Raw genomic sequence first — 24,916 nt, forward strand, 5'->3', positions numbered from 1 at the left:
CTCCGGCTTGCGGCCGTGTCGCTCTGACTTGGAATAAGTTACGGCAGGGCTAACAGCGAGTCAAATCGCCTGGTCAGCTCGGCATCTTCGCTGGTCAGCGCGTCGGCCCCGTCACGAACCGGCGGCCACCCGCACCACTCCGGCAATGTTGCGCTTGCCACGTCGCAACACCAGCCAACGATCATGCAAAAAGTCCGATGGTTGTGGTATCCACTCGTCACTTTCGATTCGCACGTTGTTCACGTACACACCGCCCTCGGCGAGCGTGCGTTTCGCAGCACCGCGGCTGGCCACCAATCCGCTGGCCACCAAGAGGTCGAGAATGCCGTCGGCCCCGCCGGCCGGCAGTTCGGCCACCGCGCCGTCACCGGCCTCCTTCAACGCCGCACCCAAGGTCGACTCATCGAGATCGGCCAACTCCGCGCGACCGAACAGCGCCTGACTTGCCAGCTCGACGGAGTCGGTGGCGGCCTGACCGTGCACCAGGGTGGTGAGCTCGCGCGCCAACCGGCGTTGGGCGGCTCGTTCGTGCGGACGTGATTCGGTGGCCTCGGCCAACTCGTCTATCTCCTGCCGGCTCAGGAAGGTGAACCAGCGCAGATACGGCACGACATCGGCGTCGGCGGTGTTGACGAAGTACTGATACCAGGCATATGGGCTGGTCAGCTCCGGATCCAGCCAGAGATTCCCGCCGCCGGTCGACTTGCCGAACTTCTTACCCGTCGAGTCGGTGACCAGCGGCGTGGTCAGTGCGTGGGCGGTGGCCCCGCGCTGCTGGCGCACCAGGCGCACGCCGGCGACGATATTGCCCCACTGATCGGATCCGCCGATCTGTAGTGCGCATCCGTGCCGGTCGTACAGCTGCACGAAGTCGTTGGCCTGCAGCAGCATGTAGCTGAACTCGGTATAGGACATGCCGTCGCCCTCCAAGCGGCGGCGGACCGTGTCACGGTCGAGCATGACGTTGACCGAGAAGTACTTGCCCACGTCACGCAGGAACTCGATGGCCGACATCGGCCCTGTCCAGGACAGGTTGTTCTCGACCACGGCGCCGGTCGCGGACTCGTCGAACTCCACGAACCGTTCCAGCTGACCGCGGATGCGATCGGCCCAGTCGGCGACGGTGTCGACGGTCTGCATGGTGCGCTCGCCACTGTCGCGCGGGTCACCGATCATTCCGGTGGCTCCGCCGGCCAGGACGATGGGTCGGTGCCCCGCCTGTTGGAACCGGCGCAACGTCAGCAGCGGCACCAGATGACCGGCATGCAGGCTCGGCGCGGTCGGATCGAAACCCGAATACAGCGTCAACGGGCCGTCGGCCAGCGCGCCGGCCAGCGCCTCCAGGTCGGTCGATTGCGCGATCAGTCCGCGCCATTGCAGCTCATCCAGGATGCCCGTACTCACGCTGCCATCTTCGCCCATCAGTCGCTGTCACCCGGCGCGGGTGCCCGCGGGCTGCGCCGATATGCCGACACCTCCCGCCGTTCGGGTAACCAGAACCGCCAGGGGCGGTCGGCGGCCGTGCTGACCCCGACCCGCGGTCCGTCGACCGCGACTGCCGGGTCGGCCAACTCAAGACGCACCGCCGCGGTGTGCTCGAAAAGGTCAATCCCGTTGTCGTCCATGGTGATTCCCAGTGCCGAGCACAGGTTTCCCGGGCCTCTGGCCAGACCGTGATCGGGTGCGACGACACCGCGCCGCGATCGCGCCACCGGCTCACCGTCGTCGATCACCGCTGCACGCAGCAGCACTGCGGCGGCAACCCCATCGGGTCCGCAGGACACATTGGCGCACACATGGATCCCGTGGCTGCGATAGGTGTAGAGCCGACCGGCGGGACCGAACATCACCGCGTTACGCGGCCGAATCCCACGGAACGAATGCGCGGAGGGGTCCGGCCACGGTCCGTCGGGCGGTCCTCCGTAGGCCTCGACCTCGACGATCGTGGCGCTGACCCCGCGTCCGAACAGTCGCGCACCGACCAGGCGACGTGCCGAGCGCACCGGGTCTCCGGACAACTCGGCTGCGCTCACGCACCGATTGTGCCCGCAGCCGGATCCGTCGTCACCAACCGCGCTGCGTCAGCGCGGGTCCGTCTGCGCCGAGCCGATCAGGCGCGCGTGCTCGGCGTCATCGGTGATGGTGACCGCCTCGTCGATCAGCAGCACCGGAATACCGTCGTCGATGCGGTACGCACGGCGCAGCCGAGGGTTGTACAGACACTCGCCGGCGACATGATGAAGCGGGCCGCGATCCTCGGGGCAGACCAGGATCTCCAGAAGCTTGGCGTCAAGAGTCACGATCAGCCGAACGGTGCGATGCTGCTGCCCCACCCGGGAGGCGCCAGCGGCTGATCATTGTTGGGGTCCGGCGGCACCCACGGCGCGGCCGGACCGACCGGCGCCGGGCTCGCCTTGCCTGCCGCAGCACGCTGCAAGGCCTGCCGTTGCTGCGCGACGGTGGCCTGCAGCGCCTCGGTCAACGGCACCAGATTGGGACGCTGATCCATCGCCGCCCGCAACGCCGCCTGATTTCCCGGCGACGGCGGGATGCCACGATTGCGGAGCGTGATCGCGGAGTCCAGCAGCTTGGACACCTGACCGCCGGAGGAGCCCGAGGCGTAGATATCGGCGAGGCTGTCCAAGATGTCGGCATGTGCGGTCGCGGTGGTGCCGCCGGTCAACAACCCGGCGGCGATCATGGCTGCCGCCAGCGAACGCCGAGTGAATGATGTCATCACGATCCTCCTAGCCGGGAGCCTAACAGCGCACCGCACGTCGGGCTCGGTCTCACAGATCCAGCTCGGCGCGCACCGCAGCGGTCATGCGCTTGTACTGCAACGTATCGCCGTCGAAGTACCAGGCGTTACGCGTGGACTTCGGGATGCCCGCCGCACGCAGCGGACCCACCTCGGGCCGGTACGACGCACCGAGGGTCATCTCCGGTGCCGCATACACCACATCAGGGCCGCGGCCGACCGGCATGGCGGCAAGTGCCTCGGTGACCTCCGCGCTGGGAACGCTGCCGCCGGGACGTAACGCCACCGCCGTCAGCACCAGCGGCCCGTCCGGACCGTCCACGCAATAGGTGACCGCGAGATCGACTGCGCCGATCCGGCCGACGGCATCGTTGACCGCGGCGGTGAACACCACACCGCGCGGGGTGCGGATCACCGCGCTGCGGCTGTCGACCAGCCAGTAGTCACCGTCATCATCACGCCGGAAGAGCTGCTCGGTGGACACCCAGGTGTCGGCGGGCGCGAAGACGCCCCGCTTGACCGAGGCGGTCGGATCGATGGGACCCCGCGGGCGCGCGAGCAACAGACCGACCTCGCCGGGCTGGGCCCGCAGCACGAAACCGCGCTCGTCCTCCAGGATCAGATCCTCGTCGACGTCATAGGCCGCCAGCTCGATGAACGGCCCGCCCGGCAACGGGCGGCCCTTGCAGCCGGGCTTCACATCGGCCACGTTGGCCAGCACGGCCTGCCCATCGGTGGTCGCGAAGAACTCGACGACGTGGGCCGGGGCGAACACCTCGCTGACCCGCCGCCACAGCCCTGTCGGCATGCCGGCACCGATGAACAGGCGTACCGACAGCGTGCCGTTGACGACGAACGAGGGGTCGTCGATGACCTCGCGCAGCATCGCCCAGGTGTAGGACACCACGGTGACGCCGTACTGGCGGATCTCGTGCAGGAAGCGGTCGGGAGCCAGCCCGCGCGACAGGGCGATCCGTGCGCCGCCGACCACCGCGCCACCGAGGCTGACCAACAATCCGGATGGGTGATGCAGCGGGGTGAGGCAGTACAGGGTGTCGCGGTTGCCGAGGTTGGCCGCCGACGCGGTGCCGAACGCCGACAGCGCCCAGCGATAGTTCGTGATCTGGCGGGCCACCAGCTCACCGTTGACGGTGGCGAAGGCGATATAGGCGACATCGCGGGCGAAACCGGGGTTGGGACGGTACCAACCGGGCAGCTCGACACGATCCGGGTCGATGCGCTCCATGTCGATCACCTCGGCGGAACCACTGCCCGGTTCGGGCAACTGCAGCTCACGGGTCTCGCCACCACCCAGCACCAACACCCGACGGTCCAGTGTCCGGGCCGCCTCCAGGTTCGCCGGATCGGTCAGGATCTCGACCACTCCGCCGAGCCGGGCCGCCAGCGCCAGATCGGCGTCCGGGGGCATCAGCACCGCGACCGCGCCCAGGCGGGACAGCGCGGCGATCGCGACCAGGGCGCTGGGCCGGGTCTGCATCAGCACCCCGACCCGCACGCCCTGGCGCACACCGACGTCGATCAGACCGCGCACGACGTTGTTGACGCGCCGGTCGACCGCCTCATAGGTGTGCACACGACCGTCGAACAGCAGGAACTCGCCGTCGGGATGACCGAGCGCCTGTTCGGTCATGATCCGGCCCAGCGAGATCCGGGTGTGGTCGTTGATCTGGCCGAGCCGAGCGAGCCTTGGCAGGGTGCGCGCGGTCTCCACGAGCAGCGTGCGCGCCGACTTGTTGGTCGCGACAACCGCATCGGCGGCCGAGCGGGCCAGCTCGAAGGCCAGCTCGGAAGCGGCCGCCGCGCCGTGCGCGACGCGTGAGGCCAGGGCCACACCGCTGTCGGAGGACTCGGCAGGCTGCTCACCCATCGGCACGACGGCCTCGGGCAGCTCGCCGTCACCGCTACGCCACTTGACCCAGGACGCCACCGTCGGCCAGGTCTGCGTGGCCGCCTTGGACCCGACGACCAATCCGAAATGCCCTGCGCGGATCAGGTATTCGTAGGTGTCGGCCTGTGGCGCCGCGGTTTTGATCCCGCGTACCGCCGCGGGCTGGCCGATATCGTCGACCTCGCCGACGACGGCCAGCACCGGGCATTTGATATCGGCGAGCGTCACCAGCTCGCCACGGATGTTGAACCCGCCGGACATCATCCGGTTGTGCGCGATGAACTGCTTGAGCAGCTCCGAGATGGCCGGTCCCGACCAGGCGATCCAACCCTCCGAGTCCAGGAACCGGCGCTGCTGCTCGCGCGGGAGGAGCGCCTCGCGGTCATGGAGTTGGCGCAGGAAATCCAGCCGGGCCTGGGTCGTCTTGATCGGGTCGAGCATCTGGAACCCGGTGCGGGCCAACCACCCCGGGATATCGATCCGGGAGAACACGTGGTCGGCCATGAAGTTGGCGGCGACCGCACCGACATTGGGCGGTATACCCATCGGCAAGGCGGCCAGGGTGTCGACCGGGGACCCGAATCCGATGATGCTCGCCAGATCCTTGGACCTGCGATACGCCGCGGTCTGATAGCAGAACATGCCGCCCTGCGAGTACCCCGCAAGGTGAACGTCACTGCCGGTAACGCGCTTCACCGTGTCGATGGCCTCACTGAGAGCCACCACGTGGTCGGCCAGGTTGCGTCGCATGCCGCCCTCGACCTGATCGGGTGAACCGAAATCGATCACCCACGGGTCGATGCCCGCGGCGCGCAGGATGCCGACGGCACCGTCCTCGCGCGTCACATCCCACATATCGGCCGACATCATCATCGGATGCACCATCAGCACCGGCGGGCCCGCGGGGGCGGTGCCCGGCCGGGAGTCCGGCGGGAAGTAGCGCCGCAACCGGTACATCGGCACGCTCTCGACGATCTGGTACGGCGAGGGCACCGCTCCGGTCTCCAGGCCCCCATAGCGCAGCACCTCGATGCCGTTCTGCGCGGTGGCCAGCAAGCGGCTCACCGGACCGGTGACCAGTGAGAAATCCACCACAGTGCTCCCCTACCGTATGAGTCCAGACACCAGCGCCAATCCCCCGATTGCCCCGACATCATGGCACAGCGCCACTGGTCGGCCGCCGCGAATGTCCAGCGCGCCCCCGCCTAACCTGGACTCCGACATGGCGCATCTTCTCGGGGCCGAGGCCCTACATCTGGAATATCCCACCAAGGTGGTCTTCGACTCGGTCTCCCTCGGGGTCAACGAGGGCGACCGGATCGGCATCGTCGGACGCAACGGCGACGGAAAGTCCAGCTTGCTGGCCATGCTGGCCGGCCGGGTGCGACCCGATTCGGGCCGGGTGACGGTCCGCGGCGGAGTGCGCGTCGGGGTGCTCGATCAGGCCGACACGCTCGATTCCGACGACACCGTCGGGCATGCCGTCGTCGGCGACGTCGCCGAACACGTGTGGGCAGGTGATCCGCGCGGACGCGATGTCATCGCCGGGTTGCTCGGCGACCTGAGCTGGGATGCGGTGCTCGGGACGCTCTCCGGCGGTCAGCGGCGACGGGTTGCGCTGGCCCGCCTGCTGGCCGGTGACCACGACGTGCTCGCACTCGACGAGCCGACCAACCACCTCGATGTGGAGGCCATCACCTGGCTGGCCGAACATCTCAAACGACGCTGGTCGGCTTCGGCCGGTGGGCTGCTGGTCGTCACGCACGACCGTTGGTTCCTCGACGAGGTGTGCAACACCACCTGGGAGGTGCACGACCGGATAGTCGAGCCGTTCGACGGGGGCTACGCGGCTTACATCCTGCAGCGCGTGGAACGCGACCGGCAGGCCGCCACCATCGAGGCGCGCCGGCAGAACCTGGCCCGCAAGGAACTCGCCTGGTTGCGGCGCGGCGCACCGGCACGGACCTCCAAGCCCAAGTTCCGTATCGACGCCGCCAACGCGTTGATCGCCGACGTACCCGAGATCCGGGACAAGGTCGCCCTGCAATCGCTGGCGGTCACCCGGTTGGGCAAGCAGGTGGTCGACCTGTTGGACGTCTCGGTCAGCTATGGCGAGAAGGCCGTGCTGCGCGATGTCGAATGGCGGATCGCACCGGGTGAGCGGACCGGCATTCTCGGGGTGAACGGCGCGGGCAAATCAACCCTGCTCGGTCTCGTCGACGGCTCCGTGCACCCCACCGAGGGTCGCGTCAAAACCGGCAAGACGGTCCATATCGCCACCCTGACCCAGGGTTCGGACCGGTTGGCCGACCATCTCGACGAGCCGGTCCGGGTGGTGCTGAGCCGGCTGGCCACCACCTACACGTTCGGAGCCGGTTCCAAGGCCCAGGAGCTCACCCCGAGCCAACTCCTCGAACGGCTCGGGTTCGGCAGCGCGCAGCTGTCGACTCCGGTGAAGGATCTGTCCGGTGGCCAGCAGCGGCGTCTGCAGCTGCTGCTGATCCTGTTGGAGCAGCCCAATGTGCTGATCCTCGACGAGCCGACCAACGACCTGGACACCGACATGTTGGCGGCCATGGAAGATCTCCTCGACTCGTGGCCGGGCACGCTGATCGTGGTCAGCCACGACCGGTACTTCCTGGAGCGCGTCACCGACCAGCAATACGGCATCCTCGGTGGGCATCTGCGGCATCTGCCCGGCGGGGTCGACGAGTATCTACGGCTGCGGGCCGCGCATGCGTCGCAGACCGGTCCGGCGGCCGCGAAACCGACGGTCCAGGAAGGGTTGTCGGGCGCCGACCTGCGCACCGCGCAGAAGGAGATCTCGGCGATCGAACGCAAACTGGAGAAGCTCGCCAGCCAGATCGAAGCCGCCCATGTCCGGCTCGCCGAGCACGATCAGGATGACTACGAAGGGCTGCAACGGCTCAGCGGTGGGCTGCGGGAGCTGGAATCCGAGGTCGCAGCTCTGGAGGAGCGCTGGCTCGAGTTGTCCGACAGCGTAGGCTGACCCGAGATTTCGGTCGGGGGGCCTCCTACGATGAATGCCGTGCGATACGTGCTGGCACCGCTGACGTTGTGCGTGCGCTATTTCCCGCAGTTGGTGGCGTGTTACCTGGTCGGGTATCTCGGCCGTATGGGCGCCATCGAGTGGGCCGCGTGGGCCGGTTACGACAACTACGTGTGGGCCTCGCTGATCATGCCGCTGGCCGGTATGGCCCGGCTCGGGTCCTATGTGGCGATGTTCCTGGTGATCCGGCCGGGCATCCCCGCGCTGGCCGCGTTGGCGCGGCGACCTGCCCGTCAGATCGACATCTTCGCGACCATCATCGTGCCGTTCTTCGCAATCTATCTGGCCTGGCAGATGTTTCGGGAAGACTGGCTGTCCTTCGAGTACCGCGCCATGGAGTACCGCGCAGGTGCGGCGATGATGTCACCGGATTCGTCGCCCACCCTGCATCCCAGCATGCTGCCGGTCGGCAGCGTCACCCTCGTCATCATCGGCTTGGCGCTGGTGGCCCGGTTCGCCCTCGGCCGACTGAAGGACCGCACACCGGCCTGGCTGTTGCCGGTTCAGGTCTACCTGGACACGCTGTGGGTCTTTCTGGTGCTGACATACTCGGCCAGCCAAGGTCTCACCATCCTGATCAACCCGTCGGCCTGGATTGCCGAGCGACGGATCATCGTGTGGTTCAACGACACCCGCGAGAGTCTGTTCTCCCACGTGCAGTTCCTGCAGAAGTTCTGGGATGCCGTGACGTGGGCCGTCAGCACCGTCTTCGGTGGCGCGGCGGTACCACTGATCTGGCTGGCCGTGGCGTGCATCGTCTACGGCGCCACCACAAAGGCCGACTGGCGTGTCGAGGCACAGCGAATCGGTGGTGCCCGTGTCGACCGGTGGATGCAGCGGGCTCAGACGCGACGCACCCAGCTGAGCTCAGGATGGAAACGCGTGCCCGGCAAGGTACGCACCGAGGTGCGCAATCAGCTGACCGGTCAGATCGGCAAGTTCAAACCGATCACCGATTCCGCCCATGTCATCACCGCAGGCGGCCTGCTCGCGTTGTCGATGTATGTGCTCGGTTATCTCGGCCTGGCCTGGCTGGACATGGCAGGCAGCTTCTACCGGGCACAGTTGGGGCCGGGTTACCTGTTCCGGGGCATGGCATGGTTGATGGGACCCCACGACATCGGGTTCTGGTTCGCCACCTGGGACGTGATGGCCTTGATCTCCCATTCGATCATCGAGCCGCTGCGGATCTGTCTGGTGGCCACCACGCTGGCCTGGTGTGTGCAGCGCTCCGCCGCGGCTACAGCTCCAGCCGGAGCAGAATCGAGCCGTCCGGTCTCATGACGTCCACCGCCGTCGGCTCCACGCTCGACGGCACCAGGAACGTCCACGGCAGCGACATCGCCGCACCACAGGGCGGGCCGCTGCCCCGCCACGAACGCTGCCCCTCGATCAGGTAACCGGTGCAGCCCAACTCCCCTGTGGCCGTGCCGGATCGCTCGATCAGCACGTTCAGTTGGACGGTGCCCTCGGGTAGGGCGGACCCATACTTGGTCGTCGTCCGGCTGACATTGCGCACCGACCACTTCTGCCCGTCCACCTCGATGGACTGCCGCGGTGCGGCAATGTGCTCGGGCACGACGGTGCGCCGGTAGTCGGTCCATTCCGGTTCCAGGATGAACACGGTGGTGGTGATCGCCGCCGCCACGGCGACGGCGGTGCCGATCAGATTGCGTTGCCAGAGTTTCATGTCCCGACCTGCTTTCCCGGGCCGATATCGATCCGGTCGGTGCGTTGCACCCGCGGATCGGCCAGATCGATATCGATGACCAGCCGGGAGTTCAGCCGCCAGTCTCCGACCCACATGCGCAGCGTGACCCGGTCCCTGCCCGGCGCCACGAGATCTGGCGGGACGTCGAACACCCACGAACCGCTCGCCCGGATCCCGGGGGCCAACGACCCGCTGACCGCGACGACCCCGAGTCGACTGGTGGGCGCATAGGTGTTGGGCCCGACGATCAGTTCGACCGAGGGCACCTGATCTCTGCGGGTCGTCATCGCCGTGCCATCGACGGCGACCCATACACCGACCGCATCGACGGTGCCCGGCGGATAAACCGTCTTGTCAACCCGTGGTCCGATCCGGACACCGTCGACCTGCGCGGTGACCGCCGCGCCGGTGGCCTGCTGTCCCATCGCAACCTCGACATCGAAGGGGGCGAACACTTCATCGGGGATCGGCAGGCCGTGCCACGTCCAGGCCGCGGCAGCGATGACCGCGGCGGTCGACAACGCGGCCAGCGAGCGCCTCATCGATTGCCGCCGACCGGGACGGTGAGCTGTGCGTAGTCGGTCAGGCTGGACACCCAGCCCTGACCGACGGTCGCGTTGATCTTGCGGACCTCCTTGCTGATCCGCAACGGCAACTGCCCGCCGACCGCCAGCGCATCGGCCGGAACATCCCACATCAGCACCACGTCGTCGGTGAGGCCCGGCCCCAGGCTTATCGAGAGGGTGCCGTCGGCCAGCCGGATGGCCGCCAGGTTGACGACACCGGTCAGCCCGACCAATTCCACCGGCTGCGCCACCGGGCCGGGCAGGGTGCTGGTGTTGTGCACCTTCATCACCACGCCGAGATAGCGGCGGCCCGGCTTCGCCCCGAAAACTCGGCGCTCGCCGGCACGGACCTCGTCGACCAGGGTGGCGCGCAGCACCGTCATCTCGAACCGTCCGGTGTCGAACTGTTCGCCGACCTTGATGTCGGTGACTTTCTTGTTGACGGTGTCCAACCCACCGAACGCGGCGGTGGCCACCAGGACGGTCACCAGCCCCGCGCGTCGCCACTCCTTGAATCCCCACCCTGCCAGCCACTGCCGGACACGCCCGGGCGCGGCGCTCCCCCGAGCCGGTTCCATGGCTGCAGATACTACCTAGCGCAACCTGATCCGTAGCCGGTCGGCGGTGTCGCGCACCACGACAAGCTGACGGGCCACCTGGACCGGCGCCGTGCCGCCACGCGCATCCCGCGAGTCGACCGACCCCGCGATGGTCAACACCGCGCGCACCTCGGCCGTCAGCCCTGGGTGGATACCCGCCAGCTCATCGTCGGCGAGTTCCTCCAGCCCGACGTTGCGGGCCTCGGCCGCCTTGACCGCCGCGCCGGCCGCCTCGTGCGCAACGCGGAACGGAATACCTTGGCGCACCATCCATTCGGCGATATCGGTCGCAAGCGTGAAGCCCAGCGGCGCCAACTCGGCCATCCGGTCGGTGTCGAAGGTGAGGGTGGCGACCAATCCGGCCATCGCCGGCAGCAGCAGCTGCAGCTGCCCCACCGAATCGAAGACGGGTTCCTTGTCCTCCTGCAGATCCCGGTTGTAGGCCAACGGCTGCGCCTTGAGCGTCGCCAGCAGGCCGGTCAGATTGCCGATCAGCCGCCCGGACTTCCCGCGGGCCAGCTCGGCGATATCCGGGTTCTTCTTCTGCGGCATGATCGAGGAGCCCGTCGACCAGGCGTCGTGCAGCTTCACATAACCGAACTCGGTGGTGCTCCACAGGATGATGTCCTCGGCCAACCGTGAGAGATCCACCGCGATCATCGCGAACACAAAGGCCGCCTCGGCCGCGAAATCCCTTGCCGCCGTGGCGTCGATGGAGTTGTCGGCAGTGGCGTCGAAGCCCAGCTCGGCGGCGATGGCATCGGGGTCGAGCCCCAGCGAGGATCCGGCCAACGCACCGGAACCATACGGCGACACCGCGGTCCGCTTGTCCAGGTCGACGAGACGTTCGGCGTCGCGCAACAGCGGGTGCGCATGGGCCAGCAGGTGATGGGCGAGCAATACCGGTTGCGCGGACTGCAGATGCGTCTTGCCCGGCATGATCGCCGTCGGGTGCGCGGCCGCCTGGGTGGCCAGCGCCGCCACCACGTCGAGCACCCCGTCGCCGACGGCCTTGACGGCGTCGCGCAACCACATCCGGAACAGGGTGGCCACCTGGTCGTTTCGCGAGCGGCCGGCACGCAGTCGGCCACCGAGCTCGGGTCCGACCCGATCGATCAGACCGCGCTCCAGCGCCCCGTGGACGTCCTCGTCCGTCGGCAGCGGCCCGAAGCTGCCGTCGGCCACATCGGCGCCAAGGCTGTCCAGACCGGCCAACAGGCCGTCGCGCTGCTCGTCGGTGAGCAGGCCGGCGCGATGCAGGACCCGCGCGTGCGCCTTGGAGGCGGTGACGTCATAGGGGGCCAGCGCCCAGTCGAAGTGGGTCGACTTGCTCAGCGCGGCCAGGGCGTCGGACGGTCCGTCGGCGAACCGTCCGCCCCACAGCGATCCTTCGTTGGTGCTCATGCAGATTCCTTCCGCGAGCGTGCGTGAACTCCGGTCTGGCAGCGGCGTGTCGCCAGCAGACGCGCACGCTCGCGAAGGAGTGGGGTCACAGGCCCAGGTCGCGCTTGGCCGAGATCTTGCTGCTCAGCCCGTGCACGTGCACGAAGCCCTTGGCGCTGGACTGGTCGAAGCTGTCACCCTCGTCGTAGGTGGCCAGGTTGAAGTCGTACAGCGAGGTCGGGCTGCGACGGCCGTTGACCGCGATGTGCCCACCGTGCAGGACCAGTCGGATCTCGCCGGTGACGTGCTCCTGGGTGTGCGCGACGAAGGACTCCAGCGCGCGCTTGAGCGGCGAGTACCAGAGGCCGTCATAGACCAGCTCGCCCCACTTCTGATCGGTGCCGCGCTTGTAGCGGCCCAGCTCGCGCTCCAGGGTGACGTGCTCCAGCTCGGTGTGCGCGGTGATCAGCACCATGGCGCCGGGCGCCTCGTAGATCTCGCGGCTCTTGATGCCGACCAGGCGGTCCTCGACGACGTCGAGCCGGCCGACGCCCTGGGCGCCGGCGCGCCGGTTGAGCTCCTCGATGGCCTGCAGCACGGTCACCGGGCGACCGTCGATGCTGACCGGCACACCCTTGTCGAACCCCACGATGACCTCGTCGGGGCTGCTCCAGTTGATGGTGGGGTCTTCGGTGTAGTCGTAGACGTCCTTGGTGGGCGCGTTCCACAGATGCTCCAGGAACCCGGTCTCCACCGCGCGACCCCAGACGTTCTGGTCGATCGAGAACGGCGACCGCTTGGTGACATTGATCGGGATGTCGTTCTCCTCGGCGAAGGCGATGGCCTTCTCGCGGGTCCAGGCATAGTCACGAACCGGGGCAAGAACTTGCAGATCCGGTGCCAGCGAAGCGAATCCGACCTCGAACCGGACCTGGTCGTTGCCCTTGCCGGTGCAGCCGTGTGCCACGATGCCGCCACCGTGCTCACGCGCGGCCTTGACCAGATGCTTGACGATCAGCGGCCGGCTGATGGCCGACACCAGCGGGTAACGGTCCATGTAGAGCGCGTTGGACTGGATGGTCGGCAGGCAGTACTCGTCGGCGAACTCGTCGCGGGCATCGACGACCACGGCCTCGACAGCGCCGCAGTCCAGGGCGCGCTGACGCACGACATCCATGTCCTCGCCGCCTTGGCCGAGGTCGATGGCGACGGCGACGACCTCCTTGCCGGTTTCCTTGCCGATCCAGCTGATGGCCACCGAGGTGTCCAGACCGCCGGAATACGCCAGGATGACGCGCTCGGACATTGGTTGATCTCCCTTTTTAGTGAACTGTTACTTCAAGTTTTCGAACATGCTCGCGAGCTCTGCGCCGGTCATCGGCTCACGGGCTATCACGAAGATGGTGTCATCACCGGCGACCGTGCCGACAACCTGGGGCAACGATGCCCGGTCGATGGCGCTGGCCAGGTAATGCGCCGCCCCGGGCGGAGTGCGCAGCACGGCCAGGTTGGCGCTGGAATCGGTGGAGACCAGCAGTTCACCGAGCAGCTTCGTGACCCGCTCGGTTCCCCCTGAAACGCCCCGCACCGGGCTGCCGTCCTCGGGCACCACATACACCCCGACACCGCCGTCGGCCCCGCGCAGCTTCACCGCACCGAGTTCCTCCAGGTCCCGGGACAGGGTGGCCTGGGTGACATCGATACCCTCGGCGGCGAGCAGGGCGGCCAGCTCGGTCTGGCTGCTGATCGCGTGCGACGACAGCAACGTGACGATGCGGGCCTGGCGGCCGGCCCGGGTCGGGGAGCTCATGATGTCAGGAACGCTCCAACAGCCAGGCCAGCAGCGCCTTCTGGGCGTGCAGCCGGTTCTCGGCCTCGTCGAACACCGCACTCTGCGGGCCGTCGATGACCTCATCGGTGATCTCGTGTCCGCGGTGCGCCGGAAGGCAGTGCAGGACAACGGCATCGGGGTCGGCAAGCTTCAGCAGGTCGGCGTTGACCTGGAACGGGCGGAACGGGCGCACCCGGTCCAGGCCGTCGTTCTCCTGGCCCATCGAGGTCCAGGTGTCGGTGACCAGGACGTCCACACCGTCGACGGCAGCCCTCGGGTCGGCGCTGACGGACACCGTCGCTCCCGTTTCACTGGCGCGGCGGCGGGCGGCGTCGACGAACTGCGGATGCGGTTCGAAACCCACCGGTGCGGCGATGGTGACATCGATCCCGGCGGTGACCCCGCCCAGCATCAGCGAGTGGGCCATGTTGTTGGCGCCGTCACCCAGATAGGTCATGGTCAGGCCACCGAGCGCGCCCTTGCGCTCGGCGAGGGTCTGCAGGTCGGCGAGCACCTGGCACGGGTGGAACTCGTCGGAGAGCGCGTTGACGATCGGGACGGTCGACCCGGAGGCCATGGCGCTCAGGCGTTCCTGGGCGAAGGTCCGCCACACGATGGCGTCGACATAGCGCGAGAGCACCGCGCCGGTGTCCTCCAGGGTCTCCTCGCGACCGAGCTGGGTGCTGCGGCCGTCGACGACGACGGCGTGCCCGCCGAGCTGGGCGATGCCCATCTCGAAGGAGAACCGGGTGCGGGTGGAGTTCTTCTCGAAGATGACGGCGACGCCGCGCGGCCCCTCCAGTGGGCGCCGCGAGAACGGCGCCGCCTTGAGTTCGGCGGCCAGGGCGAGCACCTCGGCCTGCTCGTCGGGCGTCAGGTCGTCGTCACGCAGGAAATGGCGGGTCATGCTTTACCCCTTGGCTCCGTTGTCGAGTACCGCGGGCAGTGCGGTGAGGAACTCGTCGATCTGGGCATCGGTGATGATCAGCGGCGGGGCCAGTCGGATCACGTCGGCCGCGGCGGCGTTGACCAGGAAGCCGGCCTCGCGGGCGGCCGCCTCCACGGCCTTGGCCTTGTCCTGGGTGAGCGCGATGCCGATGAGCAGACCCTTGCCGCGGACGTGGTCGACCAGCGGATGGCCGATCTCCTCGACGCCGTGGCTGATCGTCTTGCCCGCCGCACCGGCCCGATTGACCAGGTCCTCGGCGTCCAGCGTCTGCAGTACCGCCAGCGCGGCCGCGGTGCTCACCGGGTTGCCACCGAACGTGCTGCCGTGCAGACCCGGGGTCAACAGGTCTGCCGTTGCGCCGATGGCCAGGCACGCGCCGATCGGCAACCCACCGCCCAGCCCCTTGGCCAGGGTGACGATATCGGGGGTGATGCCGTCGTGCTGGTGGGCGTAGAAGGCTCCGGTCCGTCCGACGCCGGTCTGCACCTCGTCGAGGACGAGCAGGGCGCCGTGTGCGGCGGTGATCTCCCGGGCCGCGACCAGGTAGCCGGGCGGCGGGACGACCACGCCGCTCTCCCCCATGATCGGCTCCAGGAACACCGCGGCCGTCTCGTCGTCGACGGCGCCACGCAGCGCGTCGACATCGCCGTAGGGCACGAAGCTGACCTGTCCGGGCAGCGGCTCGAAGGGTGCGCGCTTGGCGGGCTGGCCGGTCAGCGCCAGCGATCCCATTGTGCGGCCGTGGAAACCACCTTCTGCCGCAACGACTTTGGTCCGTCCGGTGAGCCGCGTGATCTTGAATGCGACCTCATTGGCCTCGGTGCCGGAGTTGCAGAAGAACGCTCTTGCTGTGACATCGGCCGTCGCTTCGCTCGCCCCCGACGCTCCGAGGTGATCGACGAGCCGCTCGGCCAGGGCGATACCGGGCTCGGTGGCGTACAGGTTCGAAGTGTGCCCCAGCGTGTTGAGCTGGGCGGTGACGGCCTCGATGACGGCCGGATGACGGTGGCCGAGCAGGTTGACCGCAATACCGCCGAGCAGGTCCAGATAACTCTTGCCGGATTCGTCGGTGACGACGGCGCCGTCGCCGGCGACCAGCGCCAGGGGCGGGGTGCCGTAGTTGTTCATCATGACCGCTTCCCAGCGGCTGGCGAGGGTCATGCGGCCACCTCGCAGGCTCGGGTGCCGCATGCGACATCCATGATTCGCTCGCTCATGCGGGCACCACCTTTGTTCCGGTTCCTTCGTCGGTGAAAAGCTCCACGAGCACACAGTGTTCGACGCGACCGTCGATGACGTGCGCGCTGGGCACACCACCGTCGACGGCGCGCAGACACGCCTCGATCTTGGGCACCATGCCCGATTCGAGCCTGGGCAGCAGCTGCGTCAGCGCCGCACTGTCGATTTCGCTGACCAAGGAGGTACGGTCCGGCCAATCGGTGTAGAGGCCTTCGACATCGGTGAGCATCAGCAGCTTCTCGGCACCGAGCGCCTCGGCCAACGCCGCGGCCGCGGTATCGGCGTTGATGTTGTGCACCACACCGTCGATATCGGGTGCGATGGTGGAAACCACCGGAATACGACCTGCGGCAATGAGATCCAGCAGCGAATCGGCGTTGACGCGTTCGACGTCGCCGACCAGCCCGATATCGGTGGCAACACCGTCGACGGTCACGCTGCGCCGGACCGCGGTGAACAGTTGAGCGTCCTCGCCGGTGACACCTACTGCGTAGGGGCCGTGCGCGTTGATCAGGCCGACGAGTTCGCGGCCCACCTGACCGAACAGCACCATCCTGGCGACGTCGAGCACCTCCGGTGTGGTGACCCGGAACCCGCCCTTGAAATCGCCTGCGATGCCCAGCTTCTTGAGCATCGCGCTGATCTGTGGGCCGCCGCCGTGCACGACGACCGGCCGGATCCCGCAGTTGCGCAGGAACACCATGTCGGCGGCGAAGGCCGCCTTGAGCGCGTCATCGGTCATGGCGTTGCCGCCGTACTTGACCACGACGATCTTGCCGTGCAACTGCTTGAGCCAGGGCAACGCCTCGGCGAGAATCGCCGCCTTCGCCCGCGTCGAATGCTCTTCGCCGGTGTCACTCATGAGCTGTAGGCCGAGTTCTCTTCGACATAGGCGTGCGACAGGTCGGTGGTCCGGATCGACGCGCAGGCATCACCGGAGGCCAGGTCGACCAGTACCTCGATCTCGTCACCGGAGAGATCGACCTCGCGGGCGCCGGGGGCACCGGCACCGTCGATGCAGACCGGAGACCCGTTGAAGGACACGCTGATCCGGAGCGGATCGAGCGTCACCGGCGCGATACCGACGGCGGCCAGCACGCGGCCCCAGTTGGGGTCGGACCCGAAAAGTGCGGTCTTGACCAGGCTGTCGCGGGCGATGGCCCGCGCGGCCAACAGCGCGTCATCCTCGGAGGCGGCACCGCCGACGGTGATAGTGATGCGTTTGGTGACACCTTCGGCATCGGCCTGCAGCTGGGCGCACAGGTCGTCGCAGACGGCGAAGACGGCCGCGTCCAGGTCGTCCTGGCTCGGGGTGACCTCACTGGCGCCGGAGGCCAGCAGGAGCACTGTGTCGTTGGTGGAGCAGCTGCCGTCGACGTCGAGGCGGTCGAAGGTCCGCGCCGCGGCATTGTCCAGAGCGGCCCGCAGCATGTCCGCACCGGCCACGGCATCGGTGGTGATCACCACCAGCATGGTGGCCAGCGACGGGGCGAGCATGCCCGCGCCCTTGGCCATCCCGCCGACGGTCCAGTTGTCCGCGTGCAGCGCAACCTGTTTGGGCACCGTATCGGTCGTCATGATGGCCCGGGCGGCCTCTTCGCCGCCGGTCAGCCCACCGGCCATCTCGTGCACGATCTCGGTGACACCGGCGAGCACCTTGTCCATGGGGAGCCGATCACCGATCAGGCCGGTAGAGCACACCGCGACCTCGATGGCCCCGGTCTCGGTGCCCCAGTCGCTCAGCGCCGCGGCGACCGCCTCGGCGGTGGCATGGGTGTCCTGGAACCCACCGGGACCGGTGCAGGCGTTGGCACCTCCGGAGTTCAGGATGACCGCGCGCAGCCTGCCCGTCGTCAGCACCTGCTGCGACCACTGCACGGGTGCGGCCTTGATCTGGTTACGGGTGAACACGCCGGCGGCGTGATGATCGGGCCCCTCGTTGAACACCAACGCCAGATCGAGCGCTCCGGAAGCCTTGATACCGGCGGAGATACCGGTGGCCCGGAAGCCGGCCGGGGCGGTGACGCCCTGTGTACGTACAAGCTTGCCCGGAATCTCTTGGTTCGCTCCGCTCACGGTGCCACTCCCACGGTCGACAATCCTTCGGTTTCGGGCCATCCCAATGCCAGATTCATCGACTGCACCGCGGCACCGCCGGTGCCCTTGGTGAGGTTGTCGATGGCGCAGACGGCCACGAGGGTGCCCGCGTCGGCGTCGACGGCGACGGCGATCTGGGCGGCATTGCTGCCGATCACCGATCCGGTCCTGGGCAGCTGCCCCTCGGGCAGCAGATGGATGAATGGTTCGTCGGCATAGGCCTTCTCATATGCCGCCCGAATCTCGGACTCGGATGCCTGGGTCGGTGCGGTGCAGGTGGCCAGGATGCCGCGCGAGGTGGGGATGAGTACGGGGGTGAACGACACCGTCACCGGCTTGTCGGTGACCTTGCGCAGGCCCTGGGCGATCTCGGGGGTGTGCCGGTGCTTTCCGCCGATGTTGTAGGCCCGCGCCGATCCGATCACCTCGGCTCCGAGCAGGTCGACCTTCGCGGCCTTGCCCGCGCCGGAGGTGCCGCTGACCGCGACGACGGTGACGGCGGGTTCGGCGAGGCCCGCCTCGATGGCGGGCAGCAGCGCCAGCAGCGCCGAGGTCGGGTAGCAGCCCGGTACGGCGATGCGGGTGGCCCCGGCGAGCGCCGCACGACCCCCGGGAAGTTCGGGTAGCCCGTAGGGCCAGGTGCCGGCGTGCGCGCTGCCGTAGAACTTCTCCCAGTCCGCCGCGTCGGTCAACCGGAAGTCGGCACCGCAGTCGATGATGACGGTGTCGCCGAGTTGTTCGGCCAGCGCGGCCGAGTGGCCGTGCGGCAGGCCGAGAAACACCACGTCGTGCTCGGCGAGCAGGGCGGCGTCGGTGGCCTGCAGCACCCGGTCTGCCAGCGGCAGCAGGTGCGGGTGATGCTCGGCCAGGGTGCTGCCAGCGCTGGCCGCGGCCGTGAGCGCCCCGATGGTCAGTCGCCCGTCTGCGTAGGCGGGATGGCCGAGCAGCAGACGCAGGATCTCGCCACCGGCGTATCCGCTGGCACCGGCGACAGCTACGGATGTCATGAGTGCGATCTTTGCATCGTTATGCAGGCGAATGCAAACTCATTACAGCGTGTGTCCGCGCGTGTCAGGCGCGCTGGACCGCGCCGACCCGCTCGGCCGCGGCGGCGACCGCGGCATCCCTTGCGGCGCTGGCCTCGTCCTCGGTCAACGTCCGGTCCGCGGCCCGGAACCGCAGCGCCAGGGTCAGCGACTTTCGCCCCTCCCCGATCTGCGGGCCGGTGTAGACGTCGAACAACCGGACATCCTCCAACAGCGCACCGGCGCCGCCGCGGACGGCGTCGATCACCGACTGCGCGGCCACCTCGTCGGCGACGATGAGGCTGATGTCCTGGAAGACGGCCGGGAACGGGGACACCGAGGGCGCGGGCAGCCGTTCGACGATCGGGATGCCGTCGAGATCGATCTCGACCGCGCACGTACCCGCCGGCAATCCCACCCGCTCGATGACGGCCGGATGCAACTGCCCGGCGTGACCGACGACCACGTCTCCGACGAGCACCGCCGCACACCGCCCCGGGTGCCAGGGCAGCCGCGCGTCGGAACGCAGCGTCAGCTCGACCCCCACCGCCCGACCGATGGCCCGTACCGCCTCGAAGGCGTCGGCGGCCTCGACCTTGCGGCCCGGGCCCCACGGCCCGGCCGGTTCACGCAGCCCGGCCATCACGATGCCCACATGCTCGGGCTGGCGGGGAAGCGAGCGGTCCAGCCCGGCGATCTCCTCGTCGGTGGGCCTGCGGTCGGTGGGGATCCGTTGCACCGCACGGGTCTCGACCGTCTGCACGGCGACATGCGAGATCGCGAACAACGAGGTGTCCACGGCACCACGGGAGACATTGCGCGTCAACGCCTCCAGCAGACCCGGGAGCAGCGTGCTGGCCAGCTGGGGCCGGTCGGCCTCCAGCGGGTTGAGCAGTGTGACCACCGATCGCCGGGGATCGTCGGCATCGAGGCCCCAGGCATCGAACACCCCCGTCGGCAGGAACGGTGTCGGCAGCACCTCGACGAAACCCTCCAGCGCCAACGACTTGCCGACGGCTCGGCGACGGCGCTGCACCGGGGTGAGACCCCGCCCTGGCGGGGCCAGCGGCAGCACCGAGGGGATGACATCCAGCCCCTCCAGGCGCAGCACCTCCTCGACCAGATCGGCAGGCTCGCGCAGATCGGGCCGCCAGCTCGGCGGTGTAGCGGTGATGGTGCCGTCGGCCTCACTCACCTGCGCGCCGATCTGGGTGAGCCGGCGCACAGCCACCCCCGCGGGATATGTCACCCCGGCGACCCGGTCGGGCAGGTCGGCGGCCATCCTCACCGGAGCCGGTGACCAGTCGTTACGCGGCGGGTCGCCACGCCAGTCGGTCAGCGTCGGATCGACGGTCCCGCCGGCGATCTCGGCGAGCAGCGTGGCGCAGCGGTCCAGTGCGGCCACCGAGATGGCCGGGTCGACCGTGCGCTCGTAGCGCCGGCCTGCCTCGCTGACCAGACGGAGCCGGCGCTGGGTGCGCGACACCGCGGCCGGATCCCATACGGCAGCCTCCAACAGAACATCGGTGGTCGACGACCGCACCTCGGTGGTGCCCGCGCCCATCACCCCGCCGATCGCGGCGGTCGCGACATCGTCGACGATCAGTACATCGGTGTCGTTGAGCGTGCGGGTGACATCATCGAGCGTGGTGACCTGCTCCCCCGCCGCGGCGAACCGGACGTCGAAGCCGCCGGTGATCAACGACCGGTCATGGGCGTGCATCGGGTGGCCGAGTTCGAGCATCACGTAGTTGGTCACGTCCACGGCCGGTGAGATGGCCCGGATACCGGAGAGCAGCAGCCGACGCTGCAGCCACCAGGGTGATACCGCCGCCGGATCGATACCGGTGACCGGGCGCAGTCCGAAGCGCTGCACACCGGTTCCCGGTTGGATGGTCAGCGGCCATGCCTCGCCCTGTGCGGGCAGCGGCGGTACATCGGCCGGGTCGACGAATTCCAGGTCGGCGGCGCACGCGATATCGCGAGCCAGGCCACGCATGGACAGGCAGTAACCCCGGTCCGGGGTGATCGCCAGATGGAACACCACATCGTCGAGACCGACGACCTCGATGGCCGACGCGCCGGGCTCGGCGGTTCCTGCGGGCAGCACCATGATCCCGGAGTGGTCACCACCGAGGTTCAGCTCCGAGGCCGAACAGATCATGCCGTCGGATGTGCGGCCGTAGGTCTTGCGCTTGGCGATCGCGAAATCGCCGGGCAGCACCGTGCCGGGCAGCGCGACGACCACCAGATCACCGACGGCGAAATTCCTTGCACCACAGACGATATCGCGATGTTCCACTTCGCCGACATCGACCTTGCAGGCGCGGATGGGCTTCTTGAACTCGGTGAGTTCCTCGATCTCGGCGACGCGGCCCACGGTCAGCGGTCCGGTGACCGGTCCGACCGGGATGATCTCCTCCACCTCGTGGCCGATCCGGATGAGGATCTGTTCGAGTTCCTCGACAGAGACGTCCCAGCCGGGGTTGCCGAGCCGGACGGTATCGCGCAGCCAGCTGTAGGGAACGCGCATCAGGCACCCACTCCGAACGGCAGCGAAAAGCGCACGTCACCCTCGACCATGTCACGCATGTCCGGAATACCGTTGCGGAACTGCAGAGTTCGCTCCAATCCCATGCCGAAAGCGAAGCCGGAATATTCGGCCGGGTCGATACCGCAGGCGCGCAACACGTTCGGGTTCACCATGCCGCAGCCACCCCACTCGACCCAGCCCGGGCCGCCCTTCTTGTTCTCGAACCACACGTCCACCTCGGCCGACGGCTCGGTGAACGGGAAGAAATGCGGCCGGAACCGGGTCCGGCCGGCCGGGCCGAATTCGGCGCGGGCCAGCGCGTCCAGGGTGCCACGCAGGTTGGCCATGGTCAGGCCCTTGTCGACGGCCAGACCCTCGACCTGATGGAAGACCGGGGTGTGGGTGGCGTCGAGTTCGTCGGTGCGAAACGTCCGCCCCAGCGAGATGATGTAGACCGGCAGTTCGCGTTCCAGGAGCGCACGAATCTGCACCGGTGAGGTGTGCGTGCGCAGCACCTGCCGTGATCCCTCGGGGGCGATCTGGAAGGTGTCCTGCTCGCTGCGGGCCGGGTGGTCGGGCGGGAAGTTCAGCGCGTCGAAGTTGAACTGCTCGGTCTCGACCTCCGGGCCCTCGGCCAGCTCCCAGCCCATCGCCACGAAGGTGTCGGCGATCCGCTCGGTGAGCAGCGTGATGGGGTGGCGCGCCCCGACCGGGCGTCGCGTCGACGGCAACGTCACGTCGATACGTTCGGCGACGAGCACCGCGGCATCGCGCTCGGCACGCAATGCGGCGAGCCGCTCGTCGAAGCTCTGCTGCGCCTCGGTGCGCGCGATGTTGACCCGCTTGCCCGCGTCGGCGCGTTCGGTCTTGGGCAGGGTGCCCAGCGCCTGACGGGCCACGGCGATCGGGGAACGATCCCCGAGATGTTCGGTCTTCGCCCTGGCCAGCGCTTCCAGGTCCGCGGCGGCGTCGAAGGCCTGCCGGGCCGCGGTAACTGCGCTGATCAGGGCATCTTCTGAGAGCTCCGTCACCCGGCGATCATAGGTGATGCCCTGTTGAGAGCGACGTCACGCACCCTCGGGGCCGTCACCGGCGGTGCCGGGGGCGGCGGGCTTGGCCAGCGGTTTGACCCAGTACATGACCAGATCCTCGGGAACCCCGCTGGGCTTGGTGGCGAACAACTGCTTGCGCACTCGTTTGACCGAGACCCCGAACGCGGCCAACGCGTCCGCGCCACCGACCGCGTCAAGGGTGGTGTGCGAGATGACGAGTCCGCCGCGGGTGGCCCGCTCCATCACCCGTGCGGCGATGTTCACGTCAACACCCAACCAGTCGGACCCGATGCGCTGTGGGTGCCCGGTGTGTATGCCGGCCCGCATGCGCGGTGTGTACCCATCGACCTCGACGGACTGCACCGCGTCGAGCGCGGCCAGTACCGCGCGGACGGCGGTGGCGGGATCGGTGAACACGACCATCGCACCGTCGCCCATGCGTTTGACGATGTGTCCGCCCTGGGCCAACAGCGGCGGCTCGGTGACCTGTGCGACGCGGCGCAACAGTCGCAGCGTGGCGTCGTCGCCGGAGCGCAATGACCACGCCGAGAAGCCGACCAGATCGGTGAAGACCAGCGTCATCTCCCGATTGGCCGGTTTGCCCGAGACACGTTCGGTGAGCGCCTGCCAGACCTGCAGGGCGCCGAGGCTGATCTCCCGGGAGACGGCCTCGCGCTCGAGTAGTCGGTCCGCGGCCCGGGCTGCGGCACGCGGGCCGCCCTCCCCGGCTGCCGACAGCGGGTCGCCGAACTCCGGATCGCCGGGTAAGGCGCGCCGCGCACGCCTGATCATCGCCACGACACCGGGGTTGTGGTTGGTGGCCGACAGCCATCCGAAGGGACCGGCCGGGCGCGGCGTCTCCGGCGGCGGCACCGCCGGGGCGTGCGCGGATCGTTCCTCGAACGATTCGGCGGCCACAGCGCAACCCTAGGTGGCACCGCCGGTACCGGCAACGACGTTGCGCGACGACCTTGCTCACATCCTTGCTCACATCGCGCCGCGGGCAGGGAAGGTCCTGGTCACGGCGGTGTGGCAACGGTATCGCCGACCGGTAACGACACCCCGCAGCCGCATGCGGCACCATAGACAACGGGTGTTGTCAGGCATATCGTGGCCGGACACCCGTGGTTTTCGAGGCTCGACGAGGACGCCCATGACCGCTGCATCCGCCGGCACCGACCGGACCGCTGTCCCCAAGCCGATACCACTCGGCCCCGACTCGTTGACCTGGAGGTATTTCGGCGACCTGCGCACCGGGCTGCTCGGCGTGTGGATCGGCGCGATCCAGAACATGTACCCCGAGCTGGGCGCGGGCGTGGAGGATCATTCGATCCTGCTGCGTGAGCCGTTGCAGCGGGTCGCCCGATCCGTGTACCCCATCATGGGCGTCGTCTACGACGGCGACCGCGCGGCGGACACCGGCGCGCAGATCAAGAGTTTTCACCACGACATCAAAGGAGTGGACGGGCAGGGGCGGCGCTATCACGCCCTGAATCCGGAGACCTTCTACTGGGCGCACGCCACATTCTTCATGCTGATCATCAAGACGGCCGAGTATTTCTGCGGAGGACTCACCGAGGCCGAGAAGCACCAGCTCTTCGACGAGCATGTGCAGTGGTACCGGATGTACGGCATGAGCATGCGTCCCGTGCCCGGCTCCTGGGAGGAGTTCTGCCGGTACTGGGACCACACGTGCAGCGAGGAACTGGAGATCAACAAGGCCACCCTCGACATCTTCTCGATCCGGATCCCCAAACCCTGGTTCGTGCTGGTGCCGACCCCGGTGTGGGACCAGATCTTCCGACCGCTCGTCGGCGCCCAACGGTGGGTGGCCGCCGGGGTGTTCGATCCTGCCCTGCGCGAGAAGGCCGGGATGCACTGGACCGCGGGCGACGAGATCATCCTTCGGCTGCTCGGCAAGGCCGTCGAACTCGCGTTCGTGGCGGTCCCCGACGAGATCCGATTGCATCCGCGGGCGGTGTCGGCCTACCGGCGGGCCGCCGGACGCATAGCCGCCGACGCCCCGCTGGTTGAGGCGCCGGGCTTCATGGCTCCCCCGTCCGACCGTCGCGGTCTGTCGATGCACTACCAGCCCCCGCACAAGTCGCTGCTCGATCGTGCGGGCTCTCTACTGCACACCACATTCTCACTGGCCGGGTTGCGTCCGGCCGCCAAACGGAAGGCTGCCTGACTC

Annotated in this window: 22 protein-coding genes; 3 read left to right on the top strand and 19 right to left on the bottom strand. The window is 68.3% G+C overall.

The window, feature by feature from the left end; translation table 11 throughout:
* Window positions 1-111 precede the first annotated feature (111 nt).
* From tyrS to FBY28_RS03195, 5 genes are read right to left on the bottom strand one after another with little or no spacing between them, the layout of a single operon-like run.
* Window positions 112-1,404: a tyrosine--tRNA ligase gene (tyrS, locus tag FBY28_RS03175; RefSeq protein ID WP_174241525.1), complete on the bottom strand. Its 1,293-nt coding sequence runs from the start codon at window positions 1,402-1,404 to the stop codon at window positions 112-114.
* 17 nt (window positions 1,405-1,421) lie between these two features.
* Window positions 1,422-2,033: a DNA-3-methyladenine glycosylase gene (locus FBY28_RS03180; protein ID WP_141864186.1), complete on the bottom strand. Its 612-nt coding sequence runs from the start codon at window positions 2,031-2,033 to the stop codon at window positions 1,422-1,424.
* A gap of 48 nt (window positions 2,034-2,081) precedes the next feature.
* Window positions 2,082-2,300, bottom strand: a complete 219-nt coding sequence (locus tag FBY28_RS03185) for a Trm112 family protein (RefSeq protein WP_031601564.1) — start codon at window positions 2,298-2,300, stop codon at window positions 2,082-2,084.
* A 2-nt stretch (window positions 2,301-2,302) separates the two neighbouring features.
* On the bottom strand, window positions 2,303-2,737 hold the full coding sequence (locus FBY28_RS03190) for a hypothetical protein (protein ID WP_141864188.1): 435 nt from the start codon (window positions 2,735-2,737) through the stop codon (window positions 2,303-2,305).
* 52 nt (window positions 2,738-2,789) lie between these two features.
* Entirely contained in the window at window positions 2,790-5,759 is a 2,970-nt protein-coding gene (locus tag FBY28_RS03195; protein ID WP_216847475.1) for an acyl-CoA synthetase, read from the bottom strand.
* Between the two features lie 130 nt (window positions 5,760-5,889).
* Here FBY28_RS03195 and FBY28_RS03200 point away from each other — a divergent pair, with 130 nt between their 5' ends.
* Both FBY28_RS03200 and FBY28_RS03205 read left to right on the top strand, forming a co-directional pair.
* Complete coding sequence (locus FBY28_RS03200; protein WP_141864193.1) at window positions 5,890-7,677, top strand: ABC-F family ATP-binding cassette domain-containing protein; 1,788 nt, start codon at window positions 5,890-5,892, stop codon at window positions 7,675-7,677.
* Window positions 7,678-7,716: 39 nt separating this feature from the next.
* Entirely contained in the window at window positions 7,717-9,021 is a 1,305-nt protein-coding gene (locus tag FBY28_RS03205; protein ID WP_141864195.1) for a hypothetical protein, read from the top strand.
* On the opposite strand, the gene FBY28_RS03210 is transcribed toward FBY28_RS03205, so the two are convergent.
* From FBY28_RS03210 to FBY28_RS03275, 14 genes are all read right to left on the bottom strand, one after another.
* Window positions 8,978-9,427 (bottom strand): hypothetical protein, encoded by a 450-nt coding sequence (locus tag FBY28_RS03210; protein ID WP_141864198.1) that lies wholly within the window; start codon window positions 9,425-9,427, stop codon window positions 8,978-8,980. The genes FBY28_RS03205 and FBY28_RS03210 overlap by 44 nt on opposite strands.
* Window positions 9,424-9,990, bottom strand: coding sequence for a hypothetical protein (locus FBY28_RS03215; protein WP_141864200.1), 567 nt, complete (start codon window positions 9,988-9,990; stop codon window positions 9,424-9,426). The genes FBY28_RS03210 and FBY28_RS03215 overlap by 4 nt, the downstream gene beginning before the upstream one ends.
* Window positions 9,987-10,592 carry a hypothetical protein gene (locus FBY28_RS03220; protein ID WP_141864202.1) on the bottom strand — a complete coding sequence of 202 codons (606 nt, stop codon included), beginning with the start codon at window positions 10,590-10,592 and terminating at the stop codon, window positions 9,987-9,989. The genes FBY28_RS03215 and FBY28_RS03220 overlap by 4 nt, the downstream gene beginning before the upstream one ends.
* A gap of 15 nt (window positions 10,593-10,607) precedes the next feature.
* Window positions 10,608-12,017: an argininosuccinate lyase gene (argH, locus tag FBY28_RS03225; protein ID WP_141864204.1), complete on the bottom strand. Its 1,410-nt coding sequence runs from the start codon at window positions 12,015-12,017 to the stop codon at window positions 10,608-10,610.
* Window positions 12,018-12,102: 85 nt separating this feature from the next.
* On the bottom strand, window positions 12,103-13,302 hold the full coding sequence (locus FBY28_RS03230; protein WP_019511548.1) for an argininosuccinate synthase: 1,200 nt from the start codon (window positions 13,300-13,302) through the stop codon (window positions 12,103-12,105).
* A 27-nt stretch (window positions 13,303-13,329) separates the two neighbouring features.
* Complete coding sequence (locus FBY28_RS03235) at window positions 13,330-13,806, bottom strand: arginine repressor (RefSeq protein ID WP_141864206.1); 477 nt, start codon at window positions 13,804-13,806, stop codon at window positions 13,330-13,332.
* A gap of 4 nt (window positions 13,807-13,810) precedes the next feature.
* Window positions 13,811-14,734, bottom strand: coding sequence for an ornithine carbamoyltransferase (gene argF / locus FBY28_RS03240; protein WP_141864208.1), 924 nt, complete (start codon window positions 14,732-14,734; stop codon window positions 13,811-13,813).
* Window positions 14,735-14,737: 3 nt separating this feature from the next.
* Window positions 14,738-15,937 carry an acetylornithine transaminase gene (locus FBY28_RS03245; RefSeq protein WP_141864210.1) on the bottom strand — a complete coding sequence of 400 codons (1,200 nt, stop codon included), beginning with the start codon at window positions 15,935-15,937 and terminating at the stop codon, window positions 14,738-14,740.
* Between the two features lie 52 nt (window positions 15,938-15,989).
* Window positions 15,990-16,877 carry an acetylglutamate kinase gene (gene argB, locus FBY28_RS03250; protein WP_141864213.1) on the bottom strand — a complete coding sequence of 296 codons (888 nt, stop codon included), beginning with the start codon at window positions 16,875-16,877 and terminating at the stop codon, window positions 15,990-15,992.
* Window positions 16,874-18,091: a bifunctional glutamate N-acetyltransferase/amino-acid acetyltransferase ArgJ gene (gene argJ / locus FBY28_RS03255; RefSeq protein ID WP_286177697.1), complete on the bottom strand. Its 1,218-nt coding sequence runs from the start codon at window positions 18,089-18,091 to the stop codon at window positions 16,874-16,876. Before argJ ends, argB begins: the two co-directional genes overlap by 4 nt.
* Window positions 18,088-19,119, bottom strand: coding sequence for an N-acetyl-gamma-glutamyl-phosphate reductase (gene argC, locus FBY28_RS03260; RefSeq protein WP_141864216.1), 1,032 nt, complete (start codon window positions 19,117-19,119; stop codon window positions 18,088-18,090). Before argC ends, argJ begins: the two co-directional genes overlap by 4 nt.
* Window positions 19,120-19,183: 64 nt before the next feature.
* Window positions 19,184-21,670, bottom strand: coding sequence for a phenylalanine--tRNA ligase subunit beta (gene pheT, locus FBY28_RS03265; protein ID WP_141864218.1), 2,487 nt, complete (start codon window positions 21,668-21,670; stop codon window positions 19,184-19,186).
* Window positions 21,670-22,701, bottom strand: a complete 1,032-nt coding sequence (gene pheS / locus FBY28_RS03270) for a phenylalanine--tRNA ligase subunit alpha (protein WP_174241527.1) — start codon at window positions 22,699-22,701, stop codon at window positions 21,670-21,672. Before pheS ends, pheT begins: the two co-directional genes overlap by 1 nt.
* Window positions 22,702-22,737: 36 nt before the next feature.
* Window positions 22,738-23,640, bottom strand: coding sequence for an adenylate/guanylate cyclase domain-containing protein (locus tag FBY28_RS03275; protein WP_286177698.1), 903 nt, complete (start codon window positions 23,638-23,640; stop codon window positions 22,738-22,740).
* Between the two features lie 235 nt (window positions 23,641-23,875).
* On the opposite strand from FBY28_RS03275, the gene FBY28_RS03280 reads away from it, so the two are divergent.
* Window positions 23,876-24,913, top strand: coding sequence for an oxygenase MpaB family protein (locus FBY28_RS03280; protein WP_141864222.1), 1,038 nt, complete (start codon window positions 23,876-23,878; stop codon window positions 24,911-24,913).
* Window positions 24,914-24,916: the final 3 nt, after the last annotated feature.

This window comes from Arthrobacter sp. SLBN-53 (assembly GCF_006715585.1).
GTDB lineage: Bacteria > Actinomycetota > Actinomycetes > Mycobacteriales > Mycobacteriaceae > Mycobacterium > Mycobacterium neoaurum_A.

What these genes read in the sequence shown, in the direction of transcription:
- FBY28_RS03190 (WP_141864188.1), bottom strand. Translation starts at nt 2,737, where the DNA reads ATGACATCATTCACTCGGCGTTCGCTGGCGGCAGCCATGATCGCCGCC.
- FBY28_RS03200 (WP_141864193.1), top strand. Translation starts at nt 5,890, where the DNA reads ATGGCGCATCTTCTCGGGGCCGAGGCCCTACATCTGGAATATCCCACC.
- FBY28_RS03210 (WP_141864198.1), bottom strand. Translation starts at nt 9,427, where the DNA reads ATGAAACTCTGGCAACGCAATCTGATCGGCACCGCCGTCGCCGTGGCG.
- FBY28_RS03215 (WP_141864200.1), bottom strand. Translation starts at nt 9,990, where the DNA reads ATGAGGCGCTCGCTGGCCGCGTTGTCGACCGCCGCGGTCATCGCTGCC.
- FBY28_RS03220 (WP_141864202.1), bottom strand. Translation starts at nt 10,592, where the DNA reads ATGGAACCGGCTCGGGGGAGCGCCGCGCCCGGGCGTGTCCGGCAGTGG.
- argH (WP_141864204.1), bottom strand. Translation starts at nt 12,017, where the DNA reads ATGAGCACCAACGAAGGATCGCTGTGGGGCGGACGGTTCGCCGACGGA.
- FBY28_RS03230 (WP_019511548.1), bottom strand. Translation starts at nt 13,302, where the DNA reads ATGTCCGAGCGCGTCATCCTGGCGTATTCCGGCGGTCTGGACACCTCG.
- FBY28_RS03235 (WP_141864206.1), bottom strand. Translation starts at nt 13,806, where the DNA reads ATGAGCTCCCCGACCCGGGCCGGCCGCCAGGCCCGCATCGTCACGTTG.
- argF (WP_141864208.1), bottom strand. Translation starts at nt 14,734, where the DNA reads ATGACCCGCCATTTCCTGCGTGACGACGACCTGACGCCCGACGAGCAG.
- FBY28_RS03245 (WP_141864210.1), bottom strand. Translation starts at nt 15,937, where the DNA reads ATGACCCTCGCCAGCCGCTGGGAAGCGGTCATGATGAACAACTACGGC.
- argB (WP_141864213.1), bottom strand. Translation starts at nt 16,877, where the DNA reads ATGAGTGACACCGGCGAAGAGCATTCGACGCGGGCGAAGGCGGCGATT.
- argC (WP_141864216.1), bottom strand. Translation starts at nt 19,119, where the DNA reads ATGACATCCGTAGCTGTCGCCGGTGCCAGCGGATACGCCGGTGGCGAG.
- pheT (WP_141864218.1), bottom strand. Translation starts at nt 21,670, where the DNA reads ATGCGCGTTCCCTACAGCTGGCTGCGCGATACCGTCCGGCTCGGCAAC.
- FBY28_RS03280 (WP_141864222.1), top strand. Translation starts at nt 23,876, where the DNA reads ATGACCGCTGCATCCGCCGGCACCGACCGGACCGCTGTCCCCAAGCCG.